The organism is Mycolicibacterium sphagni (assembly GCF_002250655.1).
GTDB classification, from domain to species: domain Bacteria; phylum Actinomycetota; class Actinomycetes; order Mycobacteriales; family Mycobacteriaceae; genus Mycobacterium; species Mycobacterium sphagni.
The window spans coordinates 1-23,756 of sequence record NZ_NOZR01000002.1 but is presented as its reverse complement, the minus strand read 5'-3'; the positions used below and the strand labels follow the sequence as shown (position 1 = coordinate 23,756).

Genomic DNA, 23,756 nt, shown 5'->3' with positions numbered 1-23,756 from the left:
AGATCAACGCCGGCGGTGAGTTCATGGCCCCGACCACAGGCATGCTGGACAGCATGTGCCGAAACATCACCGAGTTGCGCGGCCTGGAGCCGGCGGCGACCAGCGAAGAGATCACCGCGGCCGCTCGTCAGTACATCCGCAAGGTCAGCGGGATCACTCGTCCTTCTGACGCCGTCGCCGATGCCTTCGAGGCGGCGGTCGCCGAGGTTGCTGCCACCACTACGCGACTGCTCGCCGAACTGCCTGCCCGGCGTCAGCCGCCGAAGGCGATTCCGCCGCTGCGCCGACCCGAGGTCATTGCCCGGCTCGCGGCGACATGACGGCAGCGCTCAAGGAGTGGAGCGCCGCCGTGCACGCCCTGCTGGACGGCCGCCAGACCGTGCTGCTGCGTAAAGGCGGTATCCACGAGAAGCGTTTCGCCGTGGCCGCCAACGAGTTCCTGTTGTTCCCGACGGTCGCGCACAGCCACGCCGAGCGGGTGCGCCCCGAGCATCGTGGCCTGCTCGCCGAATCCGCTCCGGACAGTACCGACGATCAGTTGGTGATCCGAGCGGCAGCGAAAGTCATTGCCGCCATAGCGGTGTCGAACGCTGACGGGCTGTCCGACATCGAGGATTTGCACATCTGGACCGCCGAGTCGGTACAGGCCGACCGGCTCGACTTCCGGCCTCGTCACAGGCTGACGGTGCTGGTGGTCCAGGCCGTGGCCCTCGTCGAGCCGATTCAGCTGGGGCGGGAGCCGCAGTACGGCGGCTGTACCAGCTGGGTGCAATTACCCATGACGGGAGTCCTGGGCGACCCGGTACACGATGCTGCCGAGCTAGGGGAGATCGCTGGTCGGGTCCGCACCGCCGTCGGATGACGGCAGGCCCGCCGAGGCAGGCAGGATCAGCGTGGACACCCCGCCGGCGCCGTGGTGCACGGTGTGCAGCGATGGCACCATGCGCTGCCCGGTGAGCAGAGGTTCGCCGGTGCCGAGGTTTCGGGCGTAGCGGGGATGCGATCCGCCGGCGATCAGCACCCGGACCCGAGTTCCGGCGGGGAAGCGGTGCGCGATCGCATCGAGCTCGACACGGATCGGACCCCGTGCAGGAGCACTCAGCCGTCGATAACCGTCGCTGACATTGCGGGAGCGTCCGCGGCGGTCCACCTCGCTGACGCGGACGAACACGTCGACGTGGTCGATATCGGACTCGTGGGTCAATTCGACGACCGGGTTGCCGAACACGTACAGGTCGGCGTCCAGCGGTCCGCTGGTGAAGCTGAGTACGTCGGCGCGCTCGGCCAGTGCGGAGTCGTCCTGGTAGCCGCTTTTCTGGGCCAGCAGCCGTCCGCCCACGGTCGGCGTCGGGTCGGCGGGGTCGTAGCGGAAGGTCGACGGTGCCGCCTGCGCCGGTGGCGCCGCGGCGGCCAGCCCGCCCGACGGCTGCAGGTACAGCACGCCCTGACCGGTGGCGGGTGGCCAGTCGGGCAGGTCGAGCCAGCCGTAGTGGGCGACGTACACCCGGACCGGGCTGCGCGGGGCGGCTGGCCGAACTCCGGACAGGCGCGTGCCCAGCCAGCTCAGTGTCTGCTCGGCGGCGATCCCGCCGGCTTTGGTGATCATGTCGCTGTGCGCCCACGGCCCGACCGTCATCGCGACGTCGACTCCGCGGTCACGCAGGTGGCGGAACTGCACCAGGGTCTGCTCGAGGAACACGTCCTGCCAGCCGCTGATCAGCAGTACCGGTAAGTCGCAGCGGTCCAGTGCGGACGTCATTCGCATCGTTTCCCAGAACGGGTCGTCGGCACCTGGGTGCTCGATCCACGACTCGTACCAGGGGGAACCGGTACCGAGCAGGTCGCGGCCCGCGCTGCCCAGGGGCAGGTCGAGTGTGGCGCGTTCGAGCCGGCGTGCGGCGCGGCTCTGTAGCGCCAGGCGCCGCGGGATCGCGTCCTCCTGGTGGGCGACCATGTCCGACCAGCCCAGGAAGTCGCTTAGCGAGAACGATCCGGTGCCCCACGACGAGGCATGAAAGTCGTGCGGCCCGACGGTGATCACCGCGGCGGCCAATTCCGGCGGCGGGTCCGACAACAGGGCCCACTGGGTGAAGCCCAGGTAGGACAGCCCGATGGTGGCGAATTTGCCGGTGAACCACGGCTGCCGTCGCAGCCACACCACGGTGTCGGCGGCATCGTCGGCCTCGTGCACCATCGGCACGAAGTCGCCGCCGGATCCGAACGTGCCGCGCACGCTTTGCAGCAGGACGTGATAACCGCGCGCAGCGTAGAGCTGCGCGTAGACCAGGGAGAACGGGAACGAGCGACCGTAGGGGCCGCGGACCAGGATGGTGCCCGAAGGCGTGTCTACGGTCGGTGCGTAATGGGTGGCGCGCAGGACGGCGCCGTCGCGCATCGGGATGCCGACGCCGCGGTGCACGGCGTAGTCGTTGGTGGGCGGCGCTATCCGCAGGAAACGGGAAACGCCGCGGTCGACGAACTGTCTGAGACTGCTTCGCACGCCGCTCAGAACTTGCAGTACGGGGTGAGTTGCTGGGCGCGCATCAGGTTCTCCTGCTTGCAGTCGACGTCGGGCGCGCTGCGGCGGCCATGTCTCCGCCTCTGCGGTCAGCCCCGACCGCTGGCAGTCTAACCGGCTGCTCGCCAGTAGGCTGGCGTGTTGTGGCACCCACGCTCTGGGCGATCAGTGACCTGCACACGGGTCACACCGGCAACAAGCCGGTCACCGAATCGCTGTATCCATCGACGCCGGACGACTGGCTGATCGTCGCCGGCGACGTCGCCGAGCGCACCGACGACATCCGCTGGTCGCTGGACCTACTGCGCCGGCGCTTCGCCAAGGTGATCTGGGTGCCGGGCAATCACGAGCTGTGGACCACCAGCAAGGACCCGGCCCAGCTATTCGGCCGCGCGCGCTACGACTACCTGGTCAACATGTGCGACGAGATGGGCATTGTCACCCCCGAGCATCCCTTTCCGGTCTGGACCGAGCAGGGCGGCCCGGCGACCATCGTGCCGATGTTCCTGCTCTACGACTACACGTTCCTGCCTGCGGGGGCGACCACCAAGGCCGAGGGCCTGGCGATCGCCAAGGCGCGCAACATCGTCGCGACCGACGAATTCCTGCTGTCGAGTGAGCCATACGCCACCCGCGACGCATGGTGCCGAGATCGGTTGTCGCACACCAGGGCCCGGCTCGAGGAACTCGACTGGATGACGCCGACGGTGTTGGTGAACCACTTCCCGCTGCGCCGGGAACCCTGCGATGTGCTGTTCTTCCCGGAGTTCTCGCTGTGGTGCGGGACAGTGGAGACCGCCGACTGGCACACCCGCTACAACGCGGTCTGCTCGGTCTACGGGCACCTGCACATTCCACGGACCACCTGGTATGACGGGGTGCGCTTCGAGGAGGTATCCGTCGGATATCCGCGAGAGTGGCGGCGGCGCAAGCCTTATCGGTGGCTCCGCCAGATTCTGCCCGACCCGCAGTACGCGCCGGGCTATCTCAACGACTTCGGCGGGCATTTCGTCATCACTCAGGAGATGAAGGAGCAGTCGGAGAAGTTGCGCGACCGGCTGCGCAGCCGACGCGAATGAGCGAACTGATGGCGGCAGTGCTGCCCGATATCGCCGACCTGGTCTACGCCGAGGCCTTCGACGATCCGCCTGGCCTGACCCCGCTGCCCGAGGAGGAGCCGCTGATTGCGAAGTCGGTGGGCAAGCGGCGGAACGAGTTCATCACCGTCCGGCACTGTGCTCGGGTGGCGTTGGGGAAACTCGGTCTGCCGCCAGTGCCAATCCTCAAGGGCGACAAGGGTGAACCGTGCTGGCCCGACGGCGTCGTGGGCAGCCTGACCCATACCCAGGGATATCGCGCTGCCGTGGTGGGGCGCAGTGCGACGGTCCGTTCGGTCGGCATCGACGCCGAGCCCCACGGCGTGTTGCCCGACGGGGTGCTCAATGCCATCAGCCTGCCCGCCGAACGGTATGAGATCGCGGCACTGCCCGGTGGGCTGTACTGGGACCGAATCCTGTTCTGTGCCAAGGAAGCGACGTACAAGGCGTGGTTCCCGCTGGCCCAGCGGTGGCTGGGCTTCGAGGACGCACACATCACCTTCGGCGTCGACCCGTCCGGGGTGTCCGGGACGTTCGTCTCGCAGATCCTGATCGACCCGGCCGCCCGCTTCGGCCCGCCGCTGAACGAGCTTGCCGGCCGGTGGTCGGTGGGTGGTGGGCTGGCGTTGACGGCCATCGTGCTGTGAGCGGGCCCGAGGCCGGCATTGTCGTCGTCGACAAACCGCCCGGCATGACGAGCCATGACGTGGTCGGGCGTTGCCGGCGGATCTTCGGCACCCGCAAGGTAGGCCACGCCGGTACCCTGGACCCGATGGCCACTGGCGTTCTGGTCATCGGAATCGAGCGAGCCACCAAGATCCTCGGCCTGCTGACGGCTACGTCGAAGTCGTATGCCGCGACCATCCGGCTGGGGCGGTCCACCGCCACCGATGACGCCGAAGGTGAAGTGCTGCAGGATATTTCCGCCGGGCATGTCACTGACGATCAGATACAGGCGGGGATCGCCGACCTGCGGGGGGAGATCGCGCAGCGGCCTTCGGCGGTGAGCGCGGTCAAGATCGGTGGTAAGCGGGCCTACCAGCTGGTCCGCGAAGGCCAGGATGTGCAGCTGGCCGAGCGTACGGTTCGTATCGATCGGTTCGACGTGCAGGACATCCGGCGCGACGACCCGTTCGTCGATATCGACGTCGAGGTGGACTGTTCGTCGGGCACCTACATTCGGGCCCTGGCGCGCGATCTCGGTGATGCGCTGGGCGTCGGCGGACATCTGACTGCGTTGCGTCGCAGCCGGGTTGGCGGTTACGGACTCGATCACGCTCGGTCACTGGACGAACTCGCCGAACTGCCGCGGCTCAGCTACACCCTCGACGAGGCGTGCCTGCTGGCGTTTGCGCGCCGCGACATCACCGCGGCTGAAGCCGAAGACGCCAGCCATGGCCGGCAGCTGAGTGCCGCGGGAATCGGCGGCGTTTATGCCGCAACCGATCCCGACGGGCGGGTGATCGCGCTGCTGGAGGACAAAAGTGGCCGGACCAAATCCGTTGTGGTGATCCGTCCGGCGACGCTGTAGATCACTCACCGAGAATCTCCTGCGCGTAGGCGAAGGCGGCGTCCTCGTCCTCGGCGTCGAAGTCGCACAGCCTGGCCACGCGGCTTTGACGACCGACGCCGACGAGAACACGGGCCCGGTCGTAACGCTGGCCGTCGGCTCCCACGCCGTCTCGATACAGTCGCCCGACGAAGATCTCCGGTGACAGCCAGTGGATCGCCGAAAACCAGGAACGTAAAGACTTAACCATGTTGTGCAGTTCAACCAAGCTCGCTCGCAGCTCGTCCGCCGAGCGATCGGGAAATCCTGAGCGGGAACGGTTCTCGACAACAAGGTCAGGCCAAATGTAATCGGCGAACATGGTGTCGAAGTCTGTCCGGTTCATCGCCGTCATCAGTCCGAGCGTCGCAAGCCCCGAGCGAGCTGCGCTCGCTCCTTCACCTGCGTAGTAGCGCTCTTCCATTTCGCGGTAGGCACCCTCGAAATCGTCGGGACCGAAACGAGCTTCCCACCCGATCAGGCCGCCTTCGTCGAGTTCCAACAGATGGAGATGAGCGGTCTCATTCCCCGAGCCGTCGGTCCATCGGGTCCGGTAGAGCGCCAAGTTGTCGCCCCGCACCGCCAGCAATCGAGCCTCGAAAAGGTTGTACTGCGAGAGAATTCGCTCTATGGCGCGCTGCACCTCTTCCTTGCCCTGGACCGGGCTGCCGCTGTAGCGACGCCGGTCGTGTAGGACGTAGCGGTCCCCGACGCACGCGATGGCTGCCCGGGCATCGCAAGCCGTCATGGCCCGGGCCATCTGCTGGAACAGCGTGCTGGCGCGGTTGGTCAGTGCCAGCGGACTTCTGTCGATTCGCGTCAGTTCCTCGGCGTAAGCGAACGCCGCTTCTTCGTCGTGGACGTCGAACTCGCACAGCGACGTGAAGCGTCCATCTCGGACCTGGCCCACGTAAATCCGCGTCCATGCGTATATCTCGTCGTCAGCCGCACGTTCATGACGCGCGACCATCACGTTGTCAGCCACCCAGCAGACTGCGGAGGCCCAGACCCGGTAGGCCCCCACCATGCCACCGAGCTCCTCGACACTGCGGCGCAACTCCGCGGTGCTGCGACGGGGGAACACCGATCGGGACCGGCTCTCGATCTGGAGGCCCGGTGCGAACATGCTGAATGTGCTGTCCAAGTCGCCGCGGTTTTCGGCCAGTACCAGCTCGATCATTCCCGCGCCCTCGGCGGCGTGAGCCGCCCCGGCCCCGGCGTAGTAGCGGCGTTCGAGTTCTCGGTAGGCGCTCTCGAAGTCGTTCTCGTCGAAGGTGCCGTGATAGACGATCCGGCCGTCGGTGTCAGTTTCGCCGATCACCAAGCTGATCGTCTGGTTGCCGGCTTCATCAGACCACACCGCCTGTGAAAGATTCAGTGTGTCGCCACGAACGGCCAAGGTACGCAACATGAATCGGGTGTAGTGGCCGCGCAGACGCGCAGATGCTGCCCGCACCGCCGCACGCCCGACGATCGGGTCACCGTTGAGCCGCCTGCGGTCGTCATAGACCACCTCGTCGGAATACAGCGCGACCGCTGCCTCGACGTCACCTGATTGCATTGCCGTGACCACCAGGTCGGCGACCTCGCACGAGCGGTTTGTCGTCGGCAGCCGGCCAGACTTGGGCGCGGCGACACGCTCGGCGTAGGCGAAGGCCTCGTCTTCGTCGGCAACGCCGAACTCGTGGACGGCCATCAGCCGGCCGCTGTCGCACTGGGATACGAAGATGAAGTTCCACCGGAAGTCTTGGCCGTCGGCTCCGTTGGCCTGTATGCCGTCGGTCCCGTTGGCCTGTATTTCGCCCAGCCCGATGCTGCAGGTGGGGGACAGCCAGAGTAGGGCGGGAACCCAGTGTCTTGGGGAGGACACCTGATGTCCCCGCTCCCGCGTCCGGCGGAACATGTCGTCGACGGACCGTTCCTTGGCTTTCAACGCTTCTGGTGGTGCATACCAGCGGAATTCGGGATCCGAGACATGGCGAACCGCATCTATGTCGTCCTGGCTGATTCCCGCGACCCAGTCCGCGGACGGCAAGCCGTTCGTCGCGAATTGAGCGCCTTCGCCCGCGTAGTAGCGGCGTTCCATGTCACGGTAGGCCGACCAGAAGTCGTCTTCGTCGAAGCGGCTGTGGTAGCAGACCAGTCCATCGGCGCCGAGCTCGTAGACGCCGACGTATCTGGCCTCGTTCCCGGCATCGTCCGACCAACGAGTCCAGCCCAGGTAGACACTTTGTCCCCGGACGGCCAAGCTGTGTGCTTCGAAGTGGCTGTACTGCAGCAAAATTCGCTCGACGCCAATGCGCAGCTCGGATATTTCCCGGATGGGATTACCGGCGAGGCGGCGATGATCGGCATAGACGAACCGCTCCGACCAGTGGCTGAGGACGGCGTCCGGATCGCCGGCTTGCATCGCGGCGATCAGCGAGTCGCCGGCGGCAGTGGCGCTGTTGGCAACGCTGAACCGACTTGTTCGGCGACCCCTGTCGAGTGTGGAATCGCGCGGCGGCACGACGTCCACCGCCGCGGCAGGTTCGGCGGCTCGCCCCGCTGCGAATACGGCATCCTTTGCGGCATAAAGCGCCTCCGCATGGCGCAGGGCATCGGTTGCGCCCCGCCCGTCCCCGGCGGCCTTCAGTACTCGGCTCAGCGCCAGGCACGCTTCGGCATGGTCGAGCACCAGATCGGTTCCCGCGCCCACCCCGACCGCGTCCCGAGCCATTGCTACCGCAGGATCATGCGCTCCCTGTGCCGAGAGGATTTCTGCCCGCACCGAACGCCAGGCGATCGCCGTCTTCAGGTTGTGGCCGGCAATGCGTTCACTCTCTGCCGCGTAGCGCTCGGCTTCGTCCAGGCGCCCCTGCGCCAGAACTGATCTGGCGAGCAGGGCGGCAGCCTGACCGGAGTCGGCGCCGACGCCGAGGGCATCGAGTCCTTCCAGCGCGACCCGGAAATGCGGCTCGGCGGCGACCGCGTCGCCCACCATCAACTCGATGATGCCGGCAAACAACTCGGTCTCCATCAGCCCGTGCCGAAGGCCCAGGTCGGCCACCACTCTGCGGGCGTCGGCCAACATCGAGCGCGCCTTGTCCGGTCGCCCACGGAGCAGTTCGAGCACTGCCAGACACCGCAGCGACGTGGCCTCCAGTGACGGTGCCGCGGTCGCCATTCGCTGCATCCGAACCACATCCAGGCAGCGGCCACCTGCTTTCGGTGCCGGGCTCGGGCCCCACAGCGCGGCATTGGGCGCAGCCCCCAGTGCCGCGGTGATCTGTCGGTGGTCCCCACTCTGGCGACCTGCGACCAGAGCTTCGAACAGGTCGGCCTCGCAGTCGCCGACCCGGCCGAGCCGTGCCCGCGCATTCGCCCTTACCCCGTGCGCTTTGGCCAGTCCGGCGGCGTCTGCGCGCCGGCTGAACTCGTCGATCGCGTCGGCCAATCGGGCGTCGACGTCCAGTAATCGGGTGGGGTCGGTGTACACGGTCAGCTGGCAGCGATAACACGTCGCCCACGGCGCCAGCTCCTGTCCGGCAATACTTTCCAGATCGTCGACCAGCGGAGTGCCGGCAGCTACGTCTCCTGCCGACAGGAAGGCTTCACAGCCTACCAACAGCAGTTCGGCCCGAAGAGAAGAGTCAGTGACCGCCAGAGACGCACCCCGCGCCGCCTGACTGCCCGCCGAACCGAGTTCGTCGCGGTCGAGCGCGCGCCGGGCCGAGGCCAGATAATTGCGGGCGGAGCGCAGGGCGAGGTCGGCGGTCTGCCCGTCGCGCAGGCCGAGGTCACATCGGTACCCATGGGCCGCTTCGAGATTGCGGGCAATCACCTCGTCGGACTCGAACGCCACGCTGGCACCGCCCGCGTGCACCCAGTTCGCCAGGCGTTCATGGAGATCCGCGCGCTCGGATTTCAATAGCCTGCGGTAGGCGACGTCGCGGATCAGCACATGATGGAAGCGCCAGACCGGCTCGTCGCCGGCGTAGGACCCGCTCGGCTGGGCAAGGTCGAGGCGGCGCAACCGGTTGAGGGCCGATATGATCTCGGCTCCGCCGGCACCGGCAAGGGCGGCCAGCGCGCTGGGCGAGAAGTCTGTGCCGATCACCGAGGCGATCTCTAGGACCCGGCGATTTGCTGAGCTCAGCCGTTCCAGCCGAGAAGCCAGCAATGCCTGGATCGTTGGTGGGACGGCGATGGCGTCGACGTCGACGGTCAGGCTCCAGCCCCCGGGTTTGGCCACCAGAACGCCGTCGTGCACGAGCATGCCGACCAGTTCCCTTACGAACAACGGATTCCCGCCGGTCGACGCCGGCAGCCGGCTCAGCAGTTCATCCGGAAGCTGGTCGGTGCCGAGGACGCGGGCGGCGAGTTCGGCGGTCGCAGCAGCTTCGAGCCCGCGCAGGCGCAGCGCGTCGGCGACCCAGGCGCCGACGGTGACGAGATCGGGCCGCGACTCTCGCAATTCGGGCCGCGCCAGCGCGATCAGCAAGACCGGCGCGCCGCGCACCCATTCGACGAGGTGCTCGATGAAGTCAAGCAGCAGGGTGTCTGCCCACTGGATATCGTCGACGACGATGATCAGGGGAGTGTCGGTGGCGAGCACCTCGACGAAGCGGCGACCAGCCCAGAACGCCTCTTCGACCGAGCCGGCGACTCCCGCGGTCATCCCGGTGAGGTCACGCAGAATCCGTTCCCTCTCTGCGATACCCGCGGGCACGTCCATGTCGAGATCGCGGGTTCGCAATACGTCGACAAACGGAGCCATGGCCGGGCTGCCCTCGACGGCACAGTGCGCCCTGACGACTCGGGCGTCGTCGCCCAGTGTTCCGATGAATTCGGCCGCCAGCCGGGTCTTGCCGACCCCGGGGTCGCCGATGATCGTGACCAGGCGGGCAGTGCGAGTTGCCAGCGCATCATCGAAAACCGTTTGCAGGCGCGCTAATTCATTGCGCCGACCAACGAAGGGAATCGCATCGGTGGCGTCGGCCCTGCCGACCCACTGATAGACCGGTACCGCCGCGGCGCGGCCCTTGACCTGCACGGCGCCCCGCGCGTCGTAGCGGTGCTGCCCTCGTGTCGAGCGCCACGTTTCCTCGCCGACGACGACATGGCCGTGCGGGCATTCGGATTCCAGCCGGGCCCCGACGTTCAATGCGTCACCGACGAGGTCGGCGTCGTCCGTGCCGACCACCACCTCGCCGGTGTTCACGGCGACCCGCAACGCCAGCTCGACGCCGTGAATCTCCGCCAGGCGACTTGCCAGCCCGACGAATCGCTCCTGCAGCTCGACCGCGGCATCGACGGCATGGCCGGCATCGCCGGCCCCGATCTCGGGCACACCCCAGACCGCCATGAACCCGTCGCCGATGTACTTCGTCACGCCGGCGCGGTGCCGCTGCGCAGCAGAGCGCAACAACTCGTGATACTGGCCGATGACTTCCCGTGCTGTCTCCGGGTCGACCAGCTCCTCGAACGCCGTCGATCCCGCGAGGTCGGCGAACAGGACCGTGACCGTCTTTCGGGCTGGACCCGAAAGGGATTGCTGTCCTTGATTATCGAGGGACGCGCCGCACGCCCGGCAGAACCGTGCTGTTGCACTGGCGGCAACTCCGCATGCACCGCACGACCGCTCCAGCGTGGCGCCGCAGCCCTCGCAGAAGCGGGCGTCCGCTTCGTTCGCTGTGCCGCAGGTAGTGCAGGCGGGCTCGGCCATCTCAGTCCGGCCTCAGTGCCAACGCGTCGTGATCGTGGATCGCTGCCGCTGAGTTCACCACCATGCTGCGAAGCAGCGCCAATTGGCGTTCGTTTGTGATGTCGGCTTGACCGGCACCGATCACCGGGTAGGCGAAACACCAGGCTGTGGTCAGCCGATAGTCGTGCAGCAATTCTGTTGCGGGATAATCGATTCCGAACTCAGCGAGAACCTGGGCATAACGGTCCAGCAACGCGGACTCGCACGCGCGCCGAGTATCGGTGGCGAGGCTCTGACTCAGGAAATAACCCACGTCGTACGCGCCGCGGCCCGCACTTGTGACCTGCCAGTCCAGCGCGGTCACCGGCGGGTCGTCAGGTTCGACGGCGAAGAACAGTTGGTCGAGCCGCAGGTCACCGTGCAGGAAGGTGTGCGGTGGTCGCATGATCTGATTCAGATACCACGGCACCAGCGATGGGAATCGCTCGCCGAAAACCCGCATCTCGGGGGACAGGTCGGCACCGAGTCTGTCCAGAAAGCGCGGCCAGGCGGCCTCGAAGTTTCCGGCGAGAACGGCCGGGAAGGGCGGTGTGCGGTAGGAACTCAACCACGGCAGTGTGGTGAGGCGCTCGCTGTCCCACCACTGAGCGTGGTGGCGGGCGATCGCGTCGACGACGACCGTGGCGTCCTCCGCGGTGCACCCGATGGTCTGGTCGACCACCCGGAGCCGTCCCAGATCCTCGAGCACAAGGACGAAGTCGTGGGTCAGTTCGTCGAACGCGGCGAAGTACGGCCGGGCGGGCGGAAGCGGATTCGCCAAGCCGATTTCGGAGTAGAAGCGCACCTCGCGCAGGTAGAACTCCAGCGGCTCGCAGACCATGGTTCTGGCCCGCTCGTCCAGTGTCGGAAACTTCAACACCACTGACTCCGGCACGCCGGGGCCCTCGAGATGGGCGCGATAAATCCGCCCGAGCAGCCCGACGCCGACACCGATCTGCTCGAGCCGGCAATGCCGAACGTCGGCGTTCAGGATTTCGCTAAGCCAGGCCCCTGTCACAGACATGGGGTCGACAGGAAACCACGCCATCCGCCCCCGTCCCTCCCGTGGATGAGAGGGATTTTACGGAATTAGGCCGCTGAGCATGCGATTTCCGCGTATCCGAGAGATGTTTGCCCGACGGCCGTCTCAGCCGACAACCCAGATCGCCTGGGCCGCAGGGCTGCCCAGATCTACCGTGTTCGCTGCGCCGTCTGATGACTCCACCGACACCGAGATCACGCCGGCGAAATCGCGCCGCGCGAGAACCCGCAGCCGGGAGTCAAGACTGATGCCGACGGTGTCGAAGTAGCGCAACATGTCTGGGTCGGCATCGGAAATCCGGGCCACCGTGCCGAGTTCGCCGTCGACGCACGCCGACAGCTGGCGGGCCGGCGGAGTGGGGACCAACCCGTCGGCCGAGGGGATGGGGTCGCCATGCGGATCGCGGGTCGGGAAGCCCAGTTTGGCGTCGATGCGGTCGAGCATCATGTCGCTGATAGCGTGCTCGAGAATCTCAGCCTCGTCATGCACCTCGTCCCAGCTGTAGCCGAGTTCGCGCATGAGGAACGTCTCCAGCAGGCGGTGGCGGCGCACGACTGCCAGGGCTGCACGCCGTCCGCGCTCAGTCAGCGTCACCGCGCCGTATTTCTCGTGGTCCACCAGGCCCTGGTCGGCGAGGCGGCGGATCGACTCCGACGCGGTGCTGGCCGACACCCCGATGCGCTCGGCCAGCAGCTTCGTGCTGACCTTCTCCTGCGACCACTCCTGGGCGCTCCAGATGGTTTTGAGGTAGTCCTGAGCGACCGTTGTCAGGTCGTGTACCCCGGGGTTAGGGCTCTCGTCAGGACTCACACCCAAAAGTTTAGGCATTCATTACCTGATCTGGGGATCTAGCGTGTCTCGCCGTGGGAGCGCGCCGTAGGCTGATCGACGTGGAGCGGTGGCGCGGACAGGACGAGATCCCCTCGGACTGGGGCCGGTGCGTGGTGACCATCGGGGTGTTCGACGGGGTCCACCGCGGGCATGCCGAGCTGATCGCCCGCGCGGTCAAGGCAGGTCGTTCGCGTGGCGTGCCGACAGTGCTGATGACGTTCGATCCGCACCCGATGGAAGTGGTGTTCCCCGGAAGTCACCCGGCCCAGCTGACGACGCTCGCGCGCCGCGCCGAGCTTGCCGAGGAACTGGGGATCGACGTGTTCCTGGTCGTGCCTTTCACCACCGATTTCATGAAGCTCACCCCGGATCGCTATATCCACGAGTTGCTGGTGGAGCGGCTGCACGTTGTCGAAGTGATCGTCGGCGAGAACTTCACCTTCGGCAAGAAGGCGGCCGGAAACGTCGCCGCCCTGCGTAAGGCCGGTGACCGGTTCGGCTTCGCGGTCGAGAGCATGTCGCTGGTCGCCGAACACCATCAGAGTGAGACGGTCACGTTCTCCTCGACCTACATCCGGTCCTGTGTCGATGCCGGTGACGTCGTGACGGCCGCCGAGGCACTGGGCCGTCCGCACCGCGTCGAGGGCGTGGTGGTGCGCGGCGACGGGCGAGGGCGGGTGCTGGGCTTCCCGACCGCCAACGTCGCACCGCCGATGTACTCCGCGATCCCGGCCGACGGCGTCTACGCCGCGTGGTTCACGGTGCTGGGCCACGGGCCGGGCACCGGCTCGGTAATACCGGGGGAGCGGTATCAGGCCGCGGTCTCGGTGGGCACCAACCCGACGTTCTCCGGGCGCACCCGCACCGTGGAGGCGTTCGTCCTGGACACCGCCGCCGATCTCTACGGCCAGCATGTCGCGGTGGACTTCGTCGCCCGGTTGCGCGGCCAGCTCAAGTTCGACTCGGTGCACGACCTGGTCGAGGCGATGGGCAAGGACACCGAGAAAGCCCGCGCGATCCTGTCGGCGCAGGACTGACGATTCCTAGGACGCGATCAGCGCGTCGATCTGGTTGATCGCCAGCGTGGAGCCCTCGACCACACCCATGTCCAGCACCTGCTGCAGTCCCTCGGCGGACGCGAACGTGGCGACGTAAACCGCGCGGGTGCCGCCGTCGTGCTCGGTGAAGGTGTAGGTGTTCTTCGAGACCGGCAGGTCGGGGTTCGGGTTGAAGTCGGCGTCGGCGAAGCCGTCGAGGAACGAAAAGCTCGTCGGCTCGTTCACGGCGGTGATTTCCCAGTATCCCGCGTACTTCTCGCCGTCCGGGCCGGTCATGAAATACGTCGTGCGACTGCCGGGCGTCAAGGTGTGGTCGACGACGGTGGCCGGATGCGACGGCGGACCCCACACCTTCTCCAGCTGGCGTGGGTCGGCGTAGACCTGCCAGATCCGCGACACCGGCGCGGCGAAGTCCGCGGTGATGGTCAGGGTCAGGTTCTCGAGGTCGTGTTGCACGTCGGTCACGGGCATGGTGTCAGTCCTCTTCGGTGTCGGATGCGATGAGTTCGTCGATGCGGGCGATACGACCGCGCCAAACCTGTTCGAGTTCTGTGAGCAGGGCGGCGACCGACCGGACGGCCGTCACGTCACCGCTGGCCAGTTGCTCGCGGCCGCGGCGCCGCTTGGTGATCAGCCCGGCCTTTTCCAGGACGACGACGTGTTTCTGCACCGCGGCAAAGCTCATGTCGTACTTCAGCGCGAGTGCCGAAACCGAGTGCTCTCCGGCCAGCGCCCGGCGCATGATGTCGCGCCGCGTCCGGTCGGCGAGGGCGTGGAACAGGGCGTCTGTCCGGTCCTCGAGGTCTACGGTCACGAAGACAACATACAACCATTCGGTTGTATGTTGTCAAGATGCTGTCCTTTTGCGATTTCGGTTCGTCGTACTCCCGCTGTTAGAGTTGCCCACCGATACGCGTGTGCTGCAGTCCGCGGCGGCTCACGATTGATTCCCTACGCGGCACCGATGTGATGGAGATGTTTTCGTGGCACTGACTGCCGAGCAGAAGAAGGAAATCCTGGGCCAGTACGGTCTGCATGAGACCGACACCGGTTCGCCGGAGGCGCAGGTGGCGCTGTTGACCAAGCGCATCGCCGACCTCACCGAGCACCTCAAGGAGCACAAGCACGACCACCACTCGCGGCGCGGGCTGCTGCTGCTGGTCGGTCGTCGCCGCCGGCTGCTCAAGTACGTCGCCGCCCTCGATGTCGCGCGCTACCGCACGCTGATCGAGCGGCTGGGTCTGCGTCGCTGAGCGGCGCAACCCGCCGTGTAACATAGGGGCCGTTGCGAGCCGGTTCCCGGCTCGAACATCGGGTGCGGTTCATGCATATCCGCGTGTCCCGTTCCCGCCGCGTCATAGCGAAGCTTCCCTGATCGGGCGGTCTTCGGTAGTGGCTGCCGGGCCCCAGCGAACTGGGGAGTGCCCGGCCGCTTCGATCGACGGCCGTAGCCGCATCCAGGCCCAAGCCTCGTAGTGCTCAGGTCTTTCCTGGGTTCACCTGTGACGTCGCGAAACAGCTGAACAGTGAAACTCAGAAAGGCTGAACGGGCATCTATGTCTGTAGCTGAAATCGACGAAGGCGTCTTCGAGTCGACCGCCGTCATTGACAATGGGAGCTTCGGCACCCGCACCGTACGTTTCGAGACCGGCCGGCTGGCCCAGCAGGCCGCCGGCGCCGTCGTCGCCTACCTCGACGACGAGACCATGCTCCTGTCGGCGACCACCGCCAGCAAGAGCCCCAAAGACCATTTCGACTTCTTCCCGTTGACCATCGACGTCGAAGAGCGGATGTACGCCGCGGGTCGCATCCCGGGCTCGTTCTTCCGTCGCGAAGGCCGTCCCTCCACGGACGCGATCCTGACCTGTCGTCTGATCGACCGGCCGCTGCGTCCGACCTTCATCTCGGGTCTGCGTAACGAGATCCAGGTCGTCGTCACGATCCTGAGCCTGGATCCCAAGGATCTGTACGACGTTCTGGCGATCAACGCCGCATCGGCTTCCACCCAGATTTCCGGTCTGCCGTTCTCCGGCCCTGTCGGCGGCGTGCGCGTCGCCCTGATCGACGGCCAGTGGGTCGCCTTCCCGACCGTCGAGCAGCTCGAGAATGCCGTATTCGACATGGTCGTCGCGGGTCGTAAGGCCGGTGACGATGTGGCGATCATGATGGTCGAGGCCGAGGCCACCGACAACGTCATCGAGCTGATCGCCGGTGGCGCCGGCGCGCCGACCGAGGCCGTGGTGGCCGAGGGGCTCGAAGCCGCCAAGCCGTTCATCGCCGTGCTGTGCGACGCCCAGAAGGCGTTGGCGGACAAAGCTGCCAAGCCGGTTGCCGACTACCCGCTGTTCCCCGATTACCAGGACGACGTCTACGCGTCGGTGGCGTCAGTGGCGACCGAGGACCTGTCCAAGGCCCTGCAAATCGCCGGCAAGCACGAGCGCGACGAGCGCACCGACGAGATCAAGGGTGAGGTGCTCGACCGGCTGGCCGAGCAGTACGCCGGGCGCGAGAAGGAGATCGGCGCGGCCTACCGCTCGCTGACCAAGAAGCTTGTGCGCCAGCGCATCCTGACCGATCACTTCCGCATCGACGGCCGCGGTGTCACCGACATCCGTGCCCTGTCGGCCGAGGTCGCGATCATCCCGCGGGCACACGGCAGCGCGTTGTTCGAGCGTGGCGAGACTCAGATCATGGGTGTCACCACCCTCGACATGGTCAAGATGGCACAGCAGATCGACTCGCTGGGGCCGGAGACCTCCAAGCGCTACATGCACCACTACAACTTCCCGCCGTATTCGACCGGTGAGACCGGCCGCGTCGGTTCGCCCAAGCGTCGCGAGATCGGCCACGGTGCGCTCGCCGAGCGCGCTCTGATGCCGGTGCTGCCGAGCGTTGAGGAGTTCCCGTACGCGATTCGTCAGGTGTCGGAAGCGTTGAGCTCCAACGGTTCCACCTCGATGGGTTCGGTGTGCGCGTCCACCCTGTCGCTGCTGAACGCCGGTGTGCCGCTGAAGGCCCCGGTCGCCGGTATCGCGATGGGCCTGGTGTCCGACGACATTGAAGTTGACGGCAAGACGGAGCGTCGCTTCGTCACGCTGACCGACATCCTCGGCGCCGAGGATGCCTTCGGCGACATGGACTTCAAGTGCGCAGGCACCAAGGAGTTCGTCACCGCGCTCCAGCTCGACACCAAGCTCGACGGCATCCCGTCCCAGGTGCTGGCCGGTGCGCTGGCCCAGGCCAAGGATGCGCGCCTGACCATCCTCGAGGTGATGGCCGAGGCCATCGACGCCCCCGACGAGATGAGCCCGTACGCCCCGCGCGTCACCGCCATCAAGATTCCGATCGACAAGATCGGCGAGGTCATCGGCCCCAAGGGCAAGATGATCAACTCGATCACCGAGGAGACCGGCGCGTCGATCTCGATCGAGGACGACGGCACGGTGTTCGTCGGTGCCACCGACGGCCCGTCGGCCCAGGCGGCGATCGACCGGATCAACGCGATCGCCAACCCGCAGCTGCCCAAGGCCGGCGAGCGGTTCCTCGGGACCGTGGTCAAGACCACCGATTTCGGTGCGTTCGTCTCGCTGCTGCCCGGTCGTGACGGCCTGGTGCACATCTCGAAGCTGGGCAAGGGCAAGCGGATCAACAAGGTCGAGGATGTCGTCTCGGTCGGTGACAAGCTCCGTGTGGAGATCGCCGACATCGACAACCGCGGCAAGATCTCGCTGGTCCTGGTATCGGAAGAAGGGGCAGAGGCTTCCGATGAAGCTCCGGCTCCTGTTGATGCCGATGCCGCGACCGCCAGCAGCTAACCCCGCACTCTGCCGTGGCCGGCGCCTCAATACCGAGGCGCCGGTTGCGGTGCGGCGTACCGTACTTCCCGGCGGTCTGCGGGTCGTCACCGAATATGTGCCGTCGGTGCGGTCGGCGTCGGTAGGTGTCTGGGTCAACGTCGGTTCCCGCGACGAAGGCCCGACCGTCGCCGGTGCCGCTCACTTCCTTGAGCACCTGCTGTTCAAGGCGACTCCGACCAGAACCGCGGTCGACATCGCGCAGTCCGTCGACGCCGTCGGTGGTGAGCTGAACGCGTTCACCGCCAAGGAACACACCTGCTACTACGCCCACGTCCTGGACGACGACCTGGAAATGGCTGTCGATCTGGTCGCCGACGTGGTGCTCAACGGCGTCTGTGCACCGCATGACGTCGAACTGGAACGCGACGTCGTGCTCGAAGAGATCGCGATGCGCGACGACGACCCCGAAGACGCCCTCGGGGATGTCTTCCTGACGGCCATGTTCGGTGACCATCCCGTCGGGCGGCCGGTGATCGGCAGTGTCGATTCAGTTTCCGGAATGACCCGCGCGCAGTTGCACTCCTTCCACGTGCGTCGCTACACCCCTGAGCGAATGGTCGTCGCGGTGGCGGGCAATATCGACCACGACGAGGTGGTCCGGTTGGTGCGCAAGCACTTCGGGCCGCGCCTGGTCAAGGGGCGCAAACCGCAGGCACCGCGCAAAGGCGCGGGGCGGCTGACCAGCCGACCCAGCCTGGAGCTGATCAACCGCGACGGCGAGCAGACCCATCTGTCCCTGGGTGTGCGAGTCCCCGGGCGGCACTGGTCGCAACGCTGGGCGCTGTCGGTACTCAACACCGCATTGGGCGGGGGCCTGAGTTCACGGCTCTTCCAACAGATTCGGGAGAGCCGCGGCCTGGCCTATTCCGTGTTCTCGACGGTTGACACGTTCTCCGACACCGGGGCATTGTCGGTATATGCGGCCTGTCTGCCGGAGCGCTTCGACGAAGTGGTGCGATTGACCACCGAGGTTCTCGACGACGTGGCGCGCGACGGCATCACCGAATCCGAGTGCCGGATCGCCAAAGGGTCGATCCGCGGCGGTTTGGTACTGGGCCTTGAGGATTCGGCGTCGCGGATGCACCGCCTCGGCCGTAGCGAGCTCAACTACGGCGAGTACCGCAGTGTCGCCAGCACGCTGCAGCGCGTCGACGAGGTGACCCTCGAAGAAGTCAACGCGATCGCCCGCCAGGTGCTGACAAAGCCCTTCGGTGCCGCCGTCCTGGGCCCTCATAAGTCCAAACGATCACTACCACAGCCACTTCGGACTATCAGGAGCTAGCCGTGACCTTCAGCCTGCACGATTTGGCGGTACCCATTCTCGGTGCACCAATGGCAGGCGGTCCGAGCACACCCGCCCTGGCAGCGGCGGTCTCCAACGCCGGCGGTCTGGGATTCCTTCCGGCCGGCTATCTGAGCGCTGAGAAATTCGCCGACACGATCGCCGAGGCCAGATCGCTGACGACGGCCGCTATCGGCGTGAATCTCTTTGTGCCGCAGCCATCGGCCGCAACCGCCGAGGGGCTTCAGCGCTACCGCGAGCTGCTGGCCCCGTTGGCCGAACACTACGGTGCCGAGGTTGCCCGTCCCCGGCCCGACGACGACGGGTGGGAGGCCAAACTCGATGTCCTCGCCGACACGGCACCGGAGGTGGCGTCGTTCACCTTCGGTTGCCCCAGTGCCGAAGTCCTTGGGCGCCTGCGTGACCGCGGGGTACTGACCGTGGTGACCGTGACCAATCCGGACGAGGCGGCGGTCGCGGTCGCGGCCGGCGCTGACGCCCTTGCCGTCCAGGGTCCCGAGGCCGGTGGCCATCGCGGCACCTTCGATCCCGTCGCCCTGCCCGGCGACGAACCACTCGATACCCTGCTGGCGGCGGTCGTCGCCGCGCATGACCTGCCGGTGATCGCTGCCGGCGGGTTGTCCACCGCCGCCGATGTCCGGCGGGTGTTGGATAGGGGAGCCGTCGCCGCGCAAGCCGGTACGGCATTTCTGCTGTCCGACGAGGCCGGAACCAATACCCCTTATCGGGCGGCGCTGACCGACGGTCACTTCACCGAAACCGTGGTGACGAGGGCGTTTTCGGGTCGGTACGCGAGAGGGTTGGCCAACGGTTTCACCGCTCGCTATGACGAGGTGGCCCCACTGGGCTACCCGGAGGTCAACCAGATGACCGGTCCGATGCGCAGGGCGGCGGTGGCTGCCGGTGACCCGAACGGCACCAACTTGTGGGCGGGCACGTCGTGGCGTCACATCAGCGGGGGTCGGGCCGGTGACATCGTCGCGGCGCTGGCGCGGGGCGTTGGATGAGCCTGGCGCGTCGTCGACTGCTCGTCGGGGGACTGGCGCTGACCGTCGTGGCGGCATGCGGTGACAAGACGTCGCCCACGCACCCGACGCTCAGCGATCCGGCCGAGCCATTGCCGCCGCTCGAGCAGCGCATCGCGGCGCTGGAGACACGGCACAACGCATTCATCGGGCTGTACAGCCGGAACTTGGATTCGAACCTGTCGGTGATGCATCGTGTCGACGACCCGTTCGCGATGTGCTCGACTTTCAAGGCCTACCTCTCGGGCCGGGTCCTGCAGAAGGCTCAGGCCGGCGAGCTGCGGCTCACCGACACCGTGGTGGTCGATCCTGACCTGCTGCGAGCCAACTCGCCGCGCACGGAGCCGAATGTCGGTAAGCCGATGGCACTTTCGGACCTGTGTGCGGCGGCCCTGCAGGTCAGCGACAACACCGCGGCCAACCTGCTGCTGCGGGTCATCGGCGGGCCGCCGGCGATCACCGCGTTCGCCCGGTCGATCGGTGATGCCCGCACCCGGCTGGATCGCTGGGAGACCGAACTCAACTCGGCCCTTCCCGGCGATCCGCGCGACACCAGCACACCACGGGCACTCGGTGGCGGTGTATCGACTCTTCTGACCGGCAACGTGCTCGATGACGTGCACCGCAAACAGCTCGAGGACTGGATGCGTGCCAACAGCACGTCGAGCATCCGAGCCGGATTACCGGCCGGTTGGACCACCGCCGACAAGACCGGCAGTGGTGACTTCGCCAGCACCAACGACGTCGGAATCGCGTTCGGGCCGAACGGCGAACGCGTACTGCTGGCGATCATGACCCGCACACAGTCCAACGACGCGAATGCGCCGGCGTTGCGCGATCTGATCGGGGAGGTCACCACTGCGGTGTTGCCGGAGCTGACGCGCCCGCGATGAGTTTTGCTCAGGGCGCCAGTCAGCCTTAACGATCGACCCATGCGTAGAACATCAGCCGAGAGGATTCATCGTGAGTGAGTACGCCGCCCCGATAGGGGCGCCCATCTGGTTCGACGTGATGAGCAGTGACCCGGCGCGCACCGCGGCGTTCTATCACGAGATCTTCGGCTGGGAGGTCGAAGATCCGCAGGCGGAGTTCGGTGGCTACCAAAACTTCACCCGCAACGGTAAGCGGGTCGCCGGGCTGGTCCCGCAGATGGGCGACGGGGGGCCGGCGAACATCTGGTCGGTGTACTTGCACACCGGCGACGGCAACGCCACCATCGCGGCGGCAGAAGCCGCGGGGGCGACCGTGATGGTGCCGCCGATGACGGTCGGCGATCTGGGCTCGATGATGGTGGTCGTCGACCCTGCCGGGGCCGTCATCGGCTTCTGGCAGCCCGGCACGCACGCCGGGTTCACCGAGTGGGGTGAGCACGGCACCCCCTACTGGTTCGAATGCCAGAGCAAGGACTACGACGCCTCACTGGCGTTCTACCGCGAGGTTATCGGTGCACGCATCGACGAGATCGGAACCGGCGGCGCCCCCGACGCGGTCGGGCCCGAGCGCTACGGGCAGGTGTTCGTCGGGGAGAGCGCCTATTCAGGAATCATGGACGCGGCCAAGCTCTTTCCCGCGGAGATGCCGTCGTTCTGGCAGGTATACATCAACGTCGATGACGTGGCCGCGACGGTGAAACAGAGCCAGGCGCTCGGCGCAGAGATCCTGATGCCCGGGGAGGACACGCCGTGGGGCACTCTTGCGGTGCTCAGGGATCCGTTGGGTGCGCTGATCTGTCTCGGCCATCCGCCGGCCGGTATGACGAAGCCCTGAGTCTCAAAAGTCAACGAACCGGGACGCTACGGTGAGCAGTCCCGGTTCGCTGTGGGGGTGAGCCGTTGGCTCACAAAGGTTCTCAGGCCAGCAGGCCGGCCGGATCGGTGTAGGGCAGGGCGAGGTCGTGGGCGACCTCGTGGTTCAGCAGATGGCCCTGATGCGTCGACAGGCCCTTGGCCAACGCCGGATCGGACAGGCAGGCGTCCTGCCAACCCTTTTCGGCGAGCTTGATCACGTACGGCATGGTGGCGTTAGTCAGTGCGTAGGTTGACGTGCGCGGAACCGCGCCCGGCATGTTGGCCACGCAGTAGAACACCGTGTCGTGCACACGGAACGTCGGGTCGTCGTGCGTGGTGGGTTTGGAGTCCTCGAAGCAGCCACCCTGGTCGATGGCGATGTCCACCAGTACAGCACCCGGCTTCATCTGTGCCACAGTCGCATTGCTGACCAGCTTGGGGGCCTTGGCGCCGGGGACCAGCACCGCGCCGATGACCAGGTCCGCGTGCTTGACGGCGTCCTCGAGGTCGAGCTGCGAGGAGTACCGGGTCTCGATGGCACCGCCGTATTCGGCGTCGATCTTGCGCAAGATGTTGACGTTGAGATCGAACACGGTGACGTGCGCGCCCATACCCCAGGCGACGGCGGCGGCGTTGTCGCCGGCCATGCCGCCACCGATGACCACGACCTTTGCCGGGGCGACGCCGGGGACGCCACCCATCAACACGCCGCGGCCGCCCTGAGTGCGCATCAGGTGGTAGGCGCCGACCTGAGCGGACAGCCGGCCTGCCACTTCGCTCATCGGAGCGAGCAGAGGGAGCGCCACCGACCCGTCTGATCCAACGGTCTGGACGGTCTCGTAGGCGATGGAGGTGGTGCCCGACGCCAGAAGGGCATCGGTGCAGGGCCGCGATGCGGCCAGGTGCAGATAGGTGAACAGGGTCTGGCCCTTGCGCATGCGCGAGTACTCGGGCTCGATGGGCTCCTTGACCTTCAGCAGCAGGTCGGCCTCGGCCCATACCTGATCGGCGCTGTTGATGATCTGCGCGCCGGCGCCCTTGAAATCGGCGTCGTGGATGGCCGAGCCCTCGCCAGCGCCGGCCTGCACGATCACCTCGTGGCCGCGGCGGACCAGCTCGGACACGCCAGCCGGGGTGATGGCGACGCGGTACTCGTTGTTCTTGATCTCGGTCGGGATGCCGACACGCATGATCGCTCCTAGTTCGGGAATTGGCTTACAAGAATTGTGAAGAACTATCGACGCAAAGGCAATCAAGACGACAAAGATTCGGTAGGGTTGCTGTGTGGCTGAAGGATCATCCAAAAATGCTGTCCGATCGCAGGCTGCGTCGAAGAATGTTCGGGCCGCCGATCTCGACGAAGTGGACCGGCGCATCCTGGCGGCGCTGCATGCGGATGCGCGGATCTCCAACAGTGCGCTGGCCGACATCGTCGGCATCGCGGCGTCGACCTGTCATGGCCGGGTACGACGGCTGCAGGACCTCGGGGTGATCCGTGGTTTTTACACCGACATTGATCCGGTCGCCATCGGCCTGCGGCTGCAAGCGATGATCTCGGTGAGCCTCCAAGCCCATGCTCGCGGCAAGATCCTCACCTTCATCGAGCAGATCCGGCGCAAGCCGCAGGTGATGGACGTGTACTTCCTGGCCGGCGCCGACGACTTCATCATCCACGTGGCCGCCCGCGACACCGACGATCTGCGCTCGTTCGTCGTCGAGAACCTCAACGCCGACGCCGACGTCGCCGGCACGCAGACATCGCTGATCTTCGAACATCTTCGGGGTGCCGCTCCGCTCTAAGCGGCGCCCGCGTCGTCGGCTGGTGGGTCGGCATCGTTTTCCAACAGCCTCTCGGGGTGGTGGTAGTCGTTGACGCCGCCGCGCAGCATGGGGAGCGCGGGTGGTGGGATCCATTCGGTGTGGCCGTCTGCGAGTTTTCGGGTGGCCCAGCCGCCGGTTTCGAC

Annotated in this window: 21 protein-coding genes and 1 pseudogene; 14 read left to right on the top strand and 8 right to left on the bottom strand. The window is 66.6% G+C overall.

The genetic code is table 11. The features are described from left to right. Nucleotides 1–53: 53 nt before the first annotated feature. Both CG716_RS02145 and CG716_RS02140 read left to right on the top strand, forming a co-directional pair. A complete protein-coding gene (locus tag CG716_RS02145) occupies nucleotides 54–320 on the top strand; it encodes a DUF2277 domain-containing protein (protein WP_094476570.1) in 267 nt (88 codons plus the stop codon). Further along, on the top strand, nucleotides 317–862 hold the full coding sequence (locus CG716_RS02140; RefSeq protein ID WP_094476025.1) for a DUF1802 family protein: 546 nt from the start codon (nucleotides 317–319) through the stop codon (nucleotides 860–862). The genes CG716_RS02145 and CG716_RS02140 overlap by 4 nt, the downstream gene beginning before the upstream one ends. Here the strand turns inward: CG716_RS02140 and CG716_RS02135 are convergent. Further along, nucleotides 821–2,500 carry a CocE/NonD family hydrolase gene (locus CG716_RS02135; protein ID WP_094476023.1) on the bottom strand — a complete coding sequence of 560 codons (1,680 nt, stop codon included), beginning with the start codon at nucleotides 2,498–2,500 and terminating at the stop codon, nucleotides 821–823. The two genes, CG716_RS02140 and CG716_RS02135, sit on opposite strands and share 42 nt — an antisense overlap. Before the next feature lie 161 nt (nucleotides 2,501–2,661). Between CG716_RS02135 and CG716_RS02130 the strand changes: the two genes are divergently transcribed. Genes CG716_RS02130 through truB form a run of 3 tightly spaced genes read left to right on the top strand, consistent with a single transcriptional unit; the run spans nucleotide 2,662 to nucleotide 5,146 of the window. After that, nucleotides 2,662–3,597 (top strand): ACP phosphodiesterase PptH, encoded by a 936-nt coding sequence (locus CG716_RS02130; RefSeq protein ID WP_094476021.1) that lies wholly within the window; start codon nucleotides 2,662–2,664, stop codon nucleotides 3,595–3,597. After that, nucleotides 3,594–4,262, top strand: coding sequence for a 4'-phosphopantetheinyl transferase PptT (gene pptT / locus CG716_RS02125; protein ID WP_094476019.1), 669 nt, complete (start codon nucleotides 3,594–3,596; stop codon nucleotides 4,260–4,262). Before CG716_RS02130 ends, pptT begins: the two co-directional genes overlap by 4 nt. Then, complete coding sequence (gene truB / locus CG716_RS02120; protein WP_165774000.1) at nucleotides 4,259–5,146, top strand: tRNA pseudouridine(55) synthase TruB; 888 nt, start codon at nucleotides 4,259–4,261, stop codon at nucleotides 5,144–5,146. Before pptT ends, truB begins: the two co-directional genes overlap by 4 nt. 1 nt (nucleotide 5,147) lies before the next feature. Here the strand turns inward: truB and CG716_RS02115 are convergent, their stop codons facing one another. The 3 genes from CG716_RS02115 to mntR all read right to left on the bottom strand — a co-directional run bounded on the left by CG716_RS02115 (nucleotide 5,148) and on the right by mntR (nucleotide 12,741). Then, nucleotides 5,148–10,871: an AAA family ATPase gene (locus tag CG716_RS02115; RefSeq protein ID WP_094476015.1), complete on the bottom strand. Its 5,724-nt coding sequence runs from the start codon at nucleotides 10,869–10,871 to the stop codon at nucleotides 5,148–5,150. A gap of 1 nt (nucleotide 10,872) precedes the next feature. Beyond that, a complete protein-coding gene (locus CG716_RS02110; protein ID WP_234817676.1) occupies nucleotides 10,873–11,913 on the bottom strand; it encodes a protein kinase family protein in 1,041 nt (346 codons plus the stop codon). A 123-nt stretch (nucleotides 11,914–12,036) separates the two neighbouring features. Further along, a complete protein-coding gene (mntR, locus tag CG716_RS02105; protein WP_264005032.1) occupies nucleotides 12,037–12,741 on the bottom strand; it encodes a manganese-binding transcriptional regulator MntR in 705 nt (234 codons plus the stop codon). Nucleotides 12,742–12,821: 80 nt separating this feature from the next. Between mntR and CG716_RS02100 the strand changes: the two genes are divergently transcribed. After that, nucleotides 12,822–13,799, top strand: a complete 978-nt coding sequence (locus CG716_RS02100; protein WP_094476009.1) for a bifunctional riboflavin kinase/FAD synthetase — start codon at nucleotides 12,822–12,824, stop codon at nucleotides 13,797–13,799. A gap of 6 nt (nucleotides 13,800–13,805) precedes the next feature. Here CG716_RS02100 and CG716_RS02095 read toward each other — a convergent pair whose 3' ends face one another. Together CG716_RS02095 and CG716_RS02090 are read right to left on the bottom strand one after the other, a co-directional pair. Continuing rightward, nucleotides 13,806–14,291 carry an SRPBCC family protein gene (locus tag CG716_RS02095; protein WP_094476007.1) on the bottom strand — a complete coding sequence of 162 codons (486 nt, stop codon included), beginning with the start codon at nucleotides 14,289–14,291 and terminating at the stop codon, nucleotides 13,806–13,808. Between the two features lie 4 nt (nucleotides 14,292–14,295). After that, on the bottom strand, nucleotides 14,296–14,634 hold the full coding sequence (locus CG716_RS02090) for an ArsR/SmtB family transcription factor (RefSeq protein WP_094476005.1): 339 nt from the start codon (nucleotides 14,632–14,634) through the stop codon (nucleotides 14,296–14,298). 169 nt (nucleotides 14,635–14,803) lie between these two features. On the opposite strand from CG716_RS02090, the gene rpsO reads away from it, so the two are divergent. The 7 genes from rpsO to CG716_RS02060 all read left to right on the top strand — a co-directional run bounded on the left by rpsO (nucleotide 14,804) and on the right by CG716_RS02060 (nucleotide 21,772). Then, nucleotides 14,804–15,073: a 30S ribosomal protein S15 gene (rpsO, locus tag CG716_RS02085; protein ID WP_094476003.1), complete on the top strand. Its 270-nt coding sequence runs from the start codon at nucleotides 14,804–14,806 to the stop codon at nucleotides 15,071–15,073. 57 nt (nucleotides 15,074–15,130) lie between these two features. Continuing rightward, nucleotides 15,131–15,181, top strand: coding sequence for a 4Fe-4S binding protein (locus CG716_RS31280; RefSeq protein WP_110883933.1), 51 nt, complete (start codon nucleotides 15,131–15,133; stop codon nucleotides 15,179–15,181). Nucleotides 15,182–15,376: 195 nt separating this feature from the next. Beyond that, entirely contained in the window at nucleotides 15,377–17,635 is a 2,259-nt protein-coding gene (locus CG716_RS02080; RefSeq protein ID WP_094476001.1) for a polyribonucleotide nucleotidyltransferase, read from the top strand. Continuing rightward, a complete protein-coding gene (locus tag CG716_RS02075) occupies nucleotides 17,613–18,959 on the top strand; it encodes a M16 family metallopeptidase (RefSeq protein ID WP_094476568.1) in 1,347 nt (448 codons plus the stop codon). The genes CG716_RS02080 and CG716_RS02075 overlap by 23 nt, the downstream gene beginning before the upstream one ends. A 2-nt stretch (nucleotides 18,960–18,961) precedes the next feature. Then, nucleotides 18,962–19,987: a nitronate monooxygenase gene (locus tag CG716_RS02070; RefSeq protein ID WP_094475999.1), complete on the top strand. Its 1,026-nt coding sequence runs from the start codon at nucleotides 18,962–18,964 to the stop codon at nucleotides 19,985–19,987. Next, nucleotides 19,984–20,898 carry a class A beta-lactamase gene (gene bla / locus CG716_RS02065; protein ID WP_094475997.1) on the top strand — a complete coding sequence of 305 codons (915 nt, stop codon included), beginning with the start codon at nucleotides 19,984–19,986 and terminating at the stop codon, nucleotides 20,896–20,898. The genes CG716_RS02070 and bla overlap by 4 nt, the downstream gene beginning before the upstream one ends. A 70-nt stretch (nucleotides 20,899–20,968) precedes the next feature. Next, a complete protein-coding gene (locus tag CG716_RS02060; protein ID WP_094475995.1) occupies nucleotides 20,969–21,772 on the top strand; it encodes a VOC family protein in 804 nt (267 codons plus the stop codon). A gap of 82 nt (nucleotides 21,773–21,854) precedes the next feature. Here CG716_RS02060 and ald read toward each other — a convergent pair whose 3' ends face one another. Further along, nucleotides 21,855–22,982 (bottom strand): alanine dehydrogenase, encoded by a 1,128-nt coding sequence (ald, locus tag CG716_RS02055; RefSeq protein WP_094475993.1) that lies wholly within the window; start codon nucleotides 22,980–22,982, stop codon nucleotides 21,855–21,857. Between the two features lie 94 nt (nucleotides 22,983–23,076). On the opposite strand from ald, the gene aldR reads away from it, so the two are divergent. Continuing rightward, nucleotides 23,077–23,592, top strand: a complete 516-nt coding sequence (gene aldR, locus CG716_RS02050) for an HTH-type transcriptional regulator AldR (protein WP_094475991.1) — start codon at nucleotides 23,077–23,079, stop codon at nucleotides 23,590–23,592. On the opposite strand, the pseudogene CG716_RS30615 reads toward aldR, so the two are convergent. Continuing rightward, a pseudogene (locus CG716_RS30615) lies at nucleotides 23,589–23,756 on the bottom strand (HNH endonuclease signature motif containing protein); the annotation flags it as partial. The gene aldR and the pseudogene CG716_RS30615 sit on opposite strands and share 4 nt — an antisense overlap.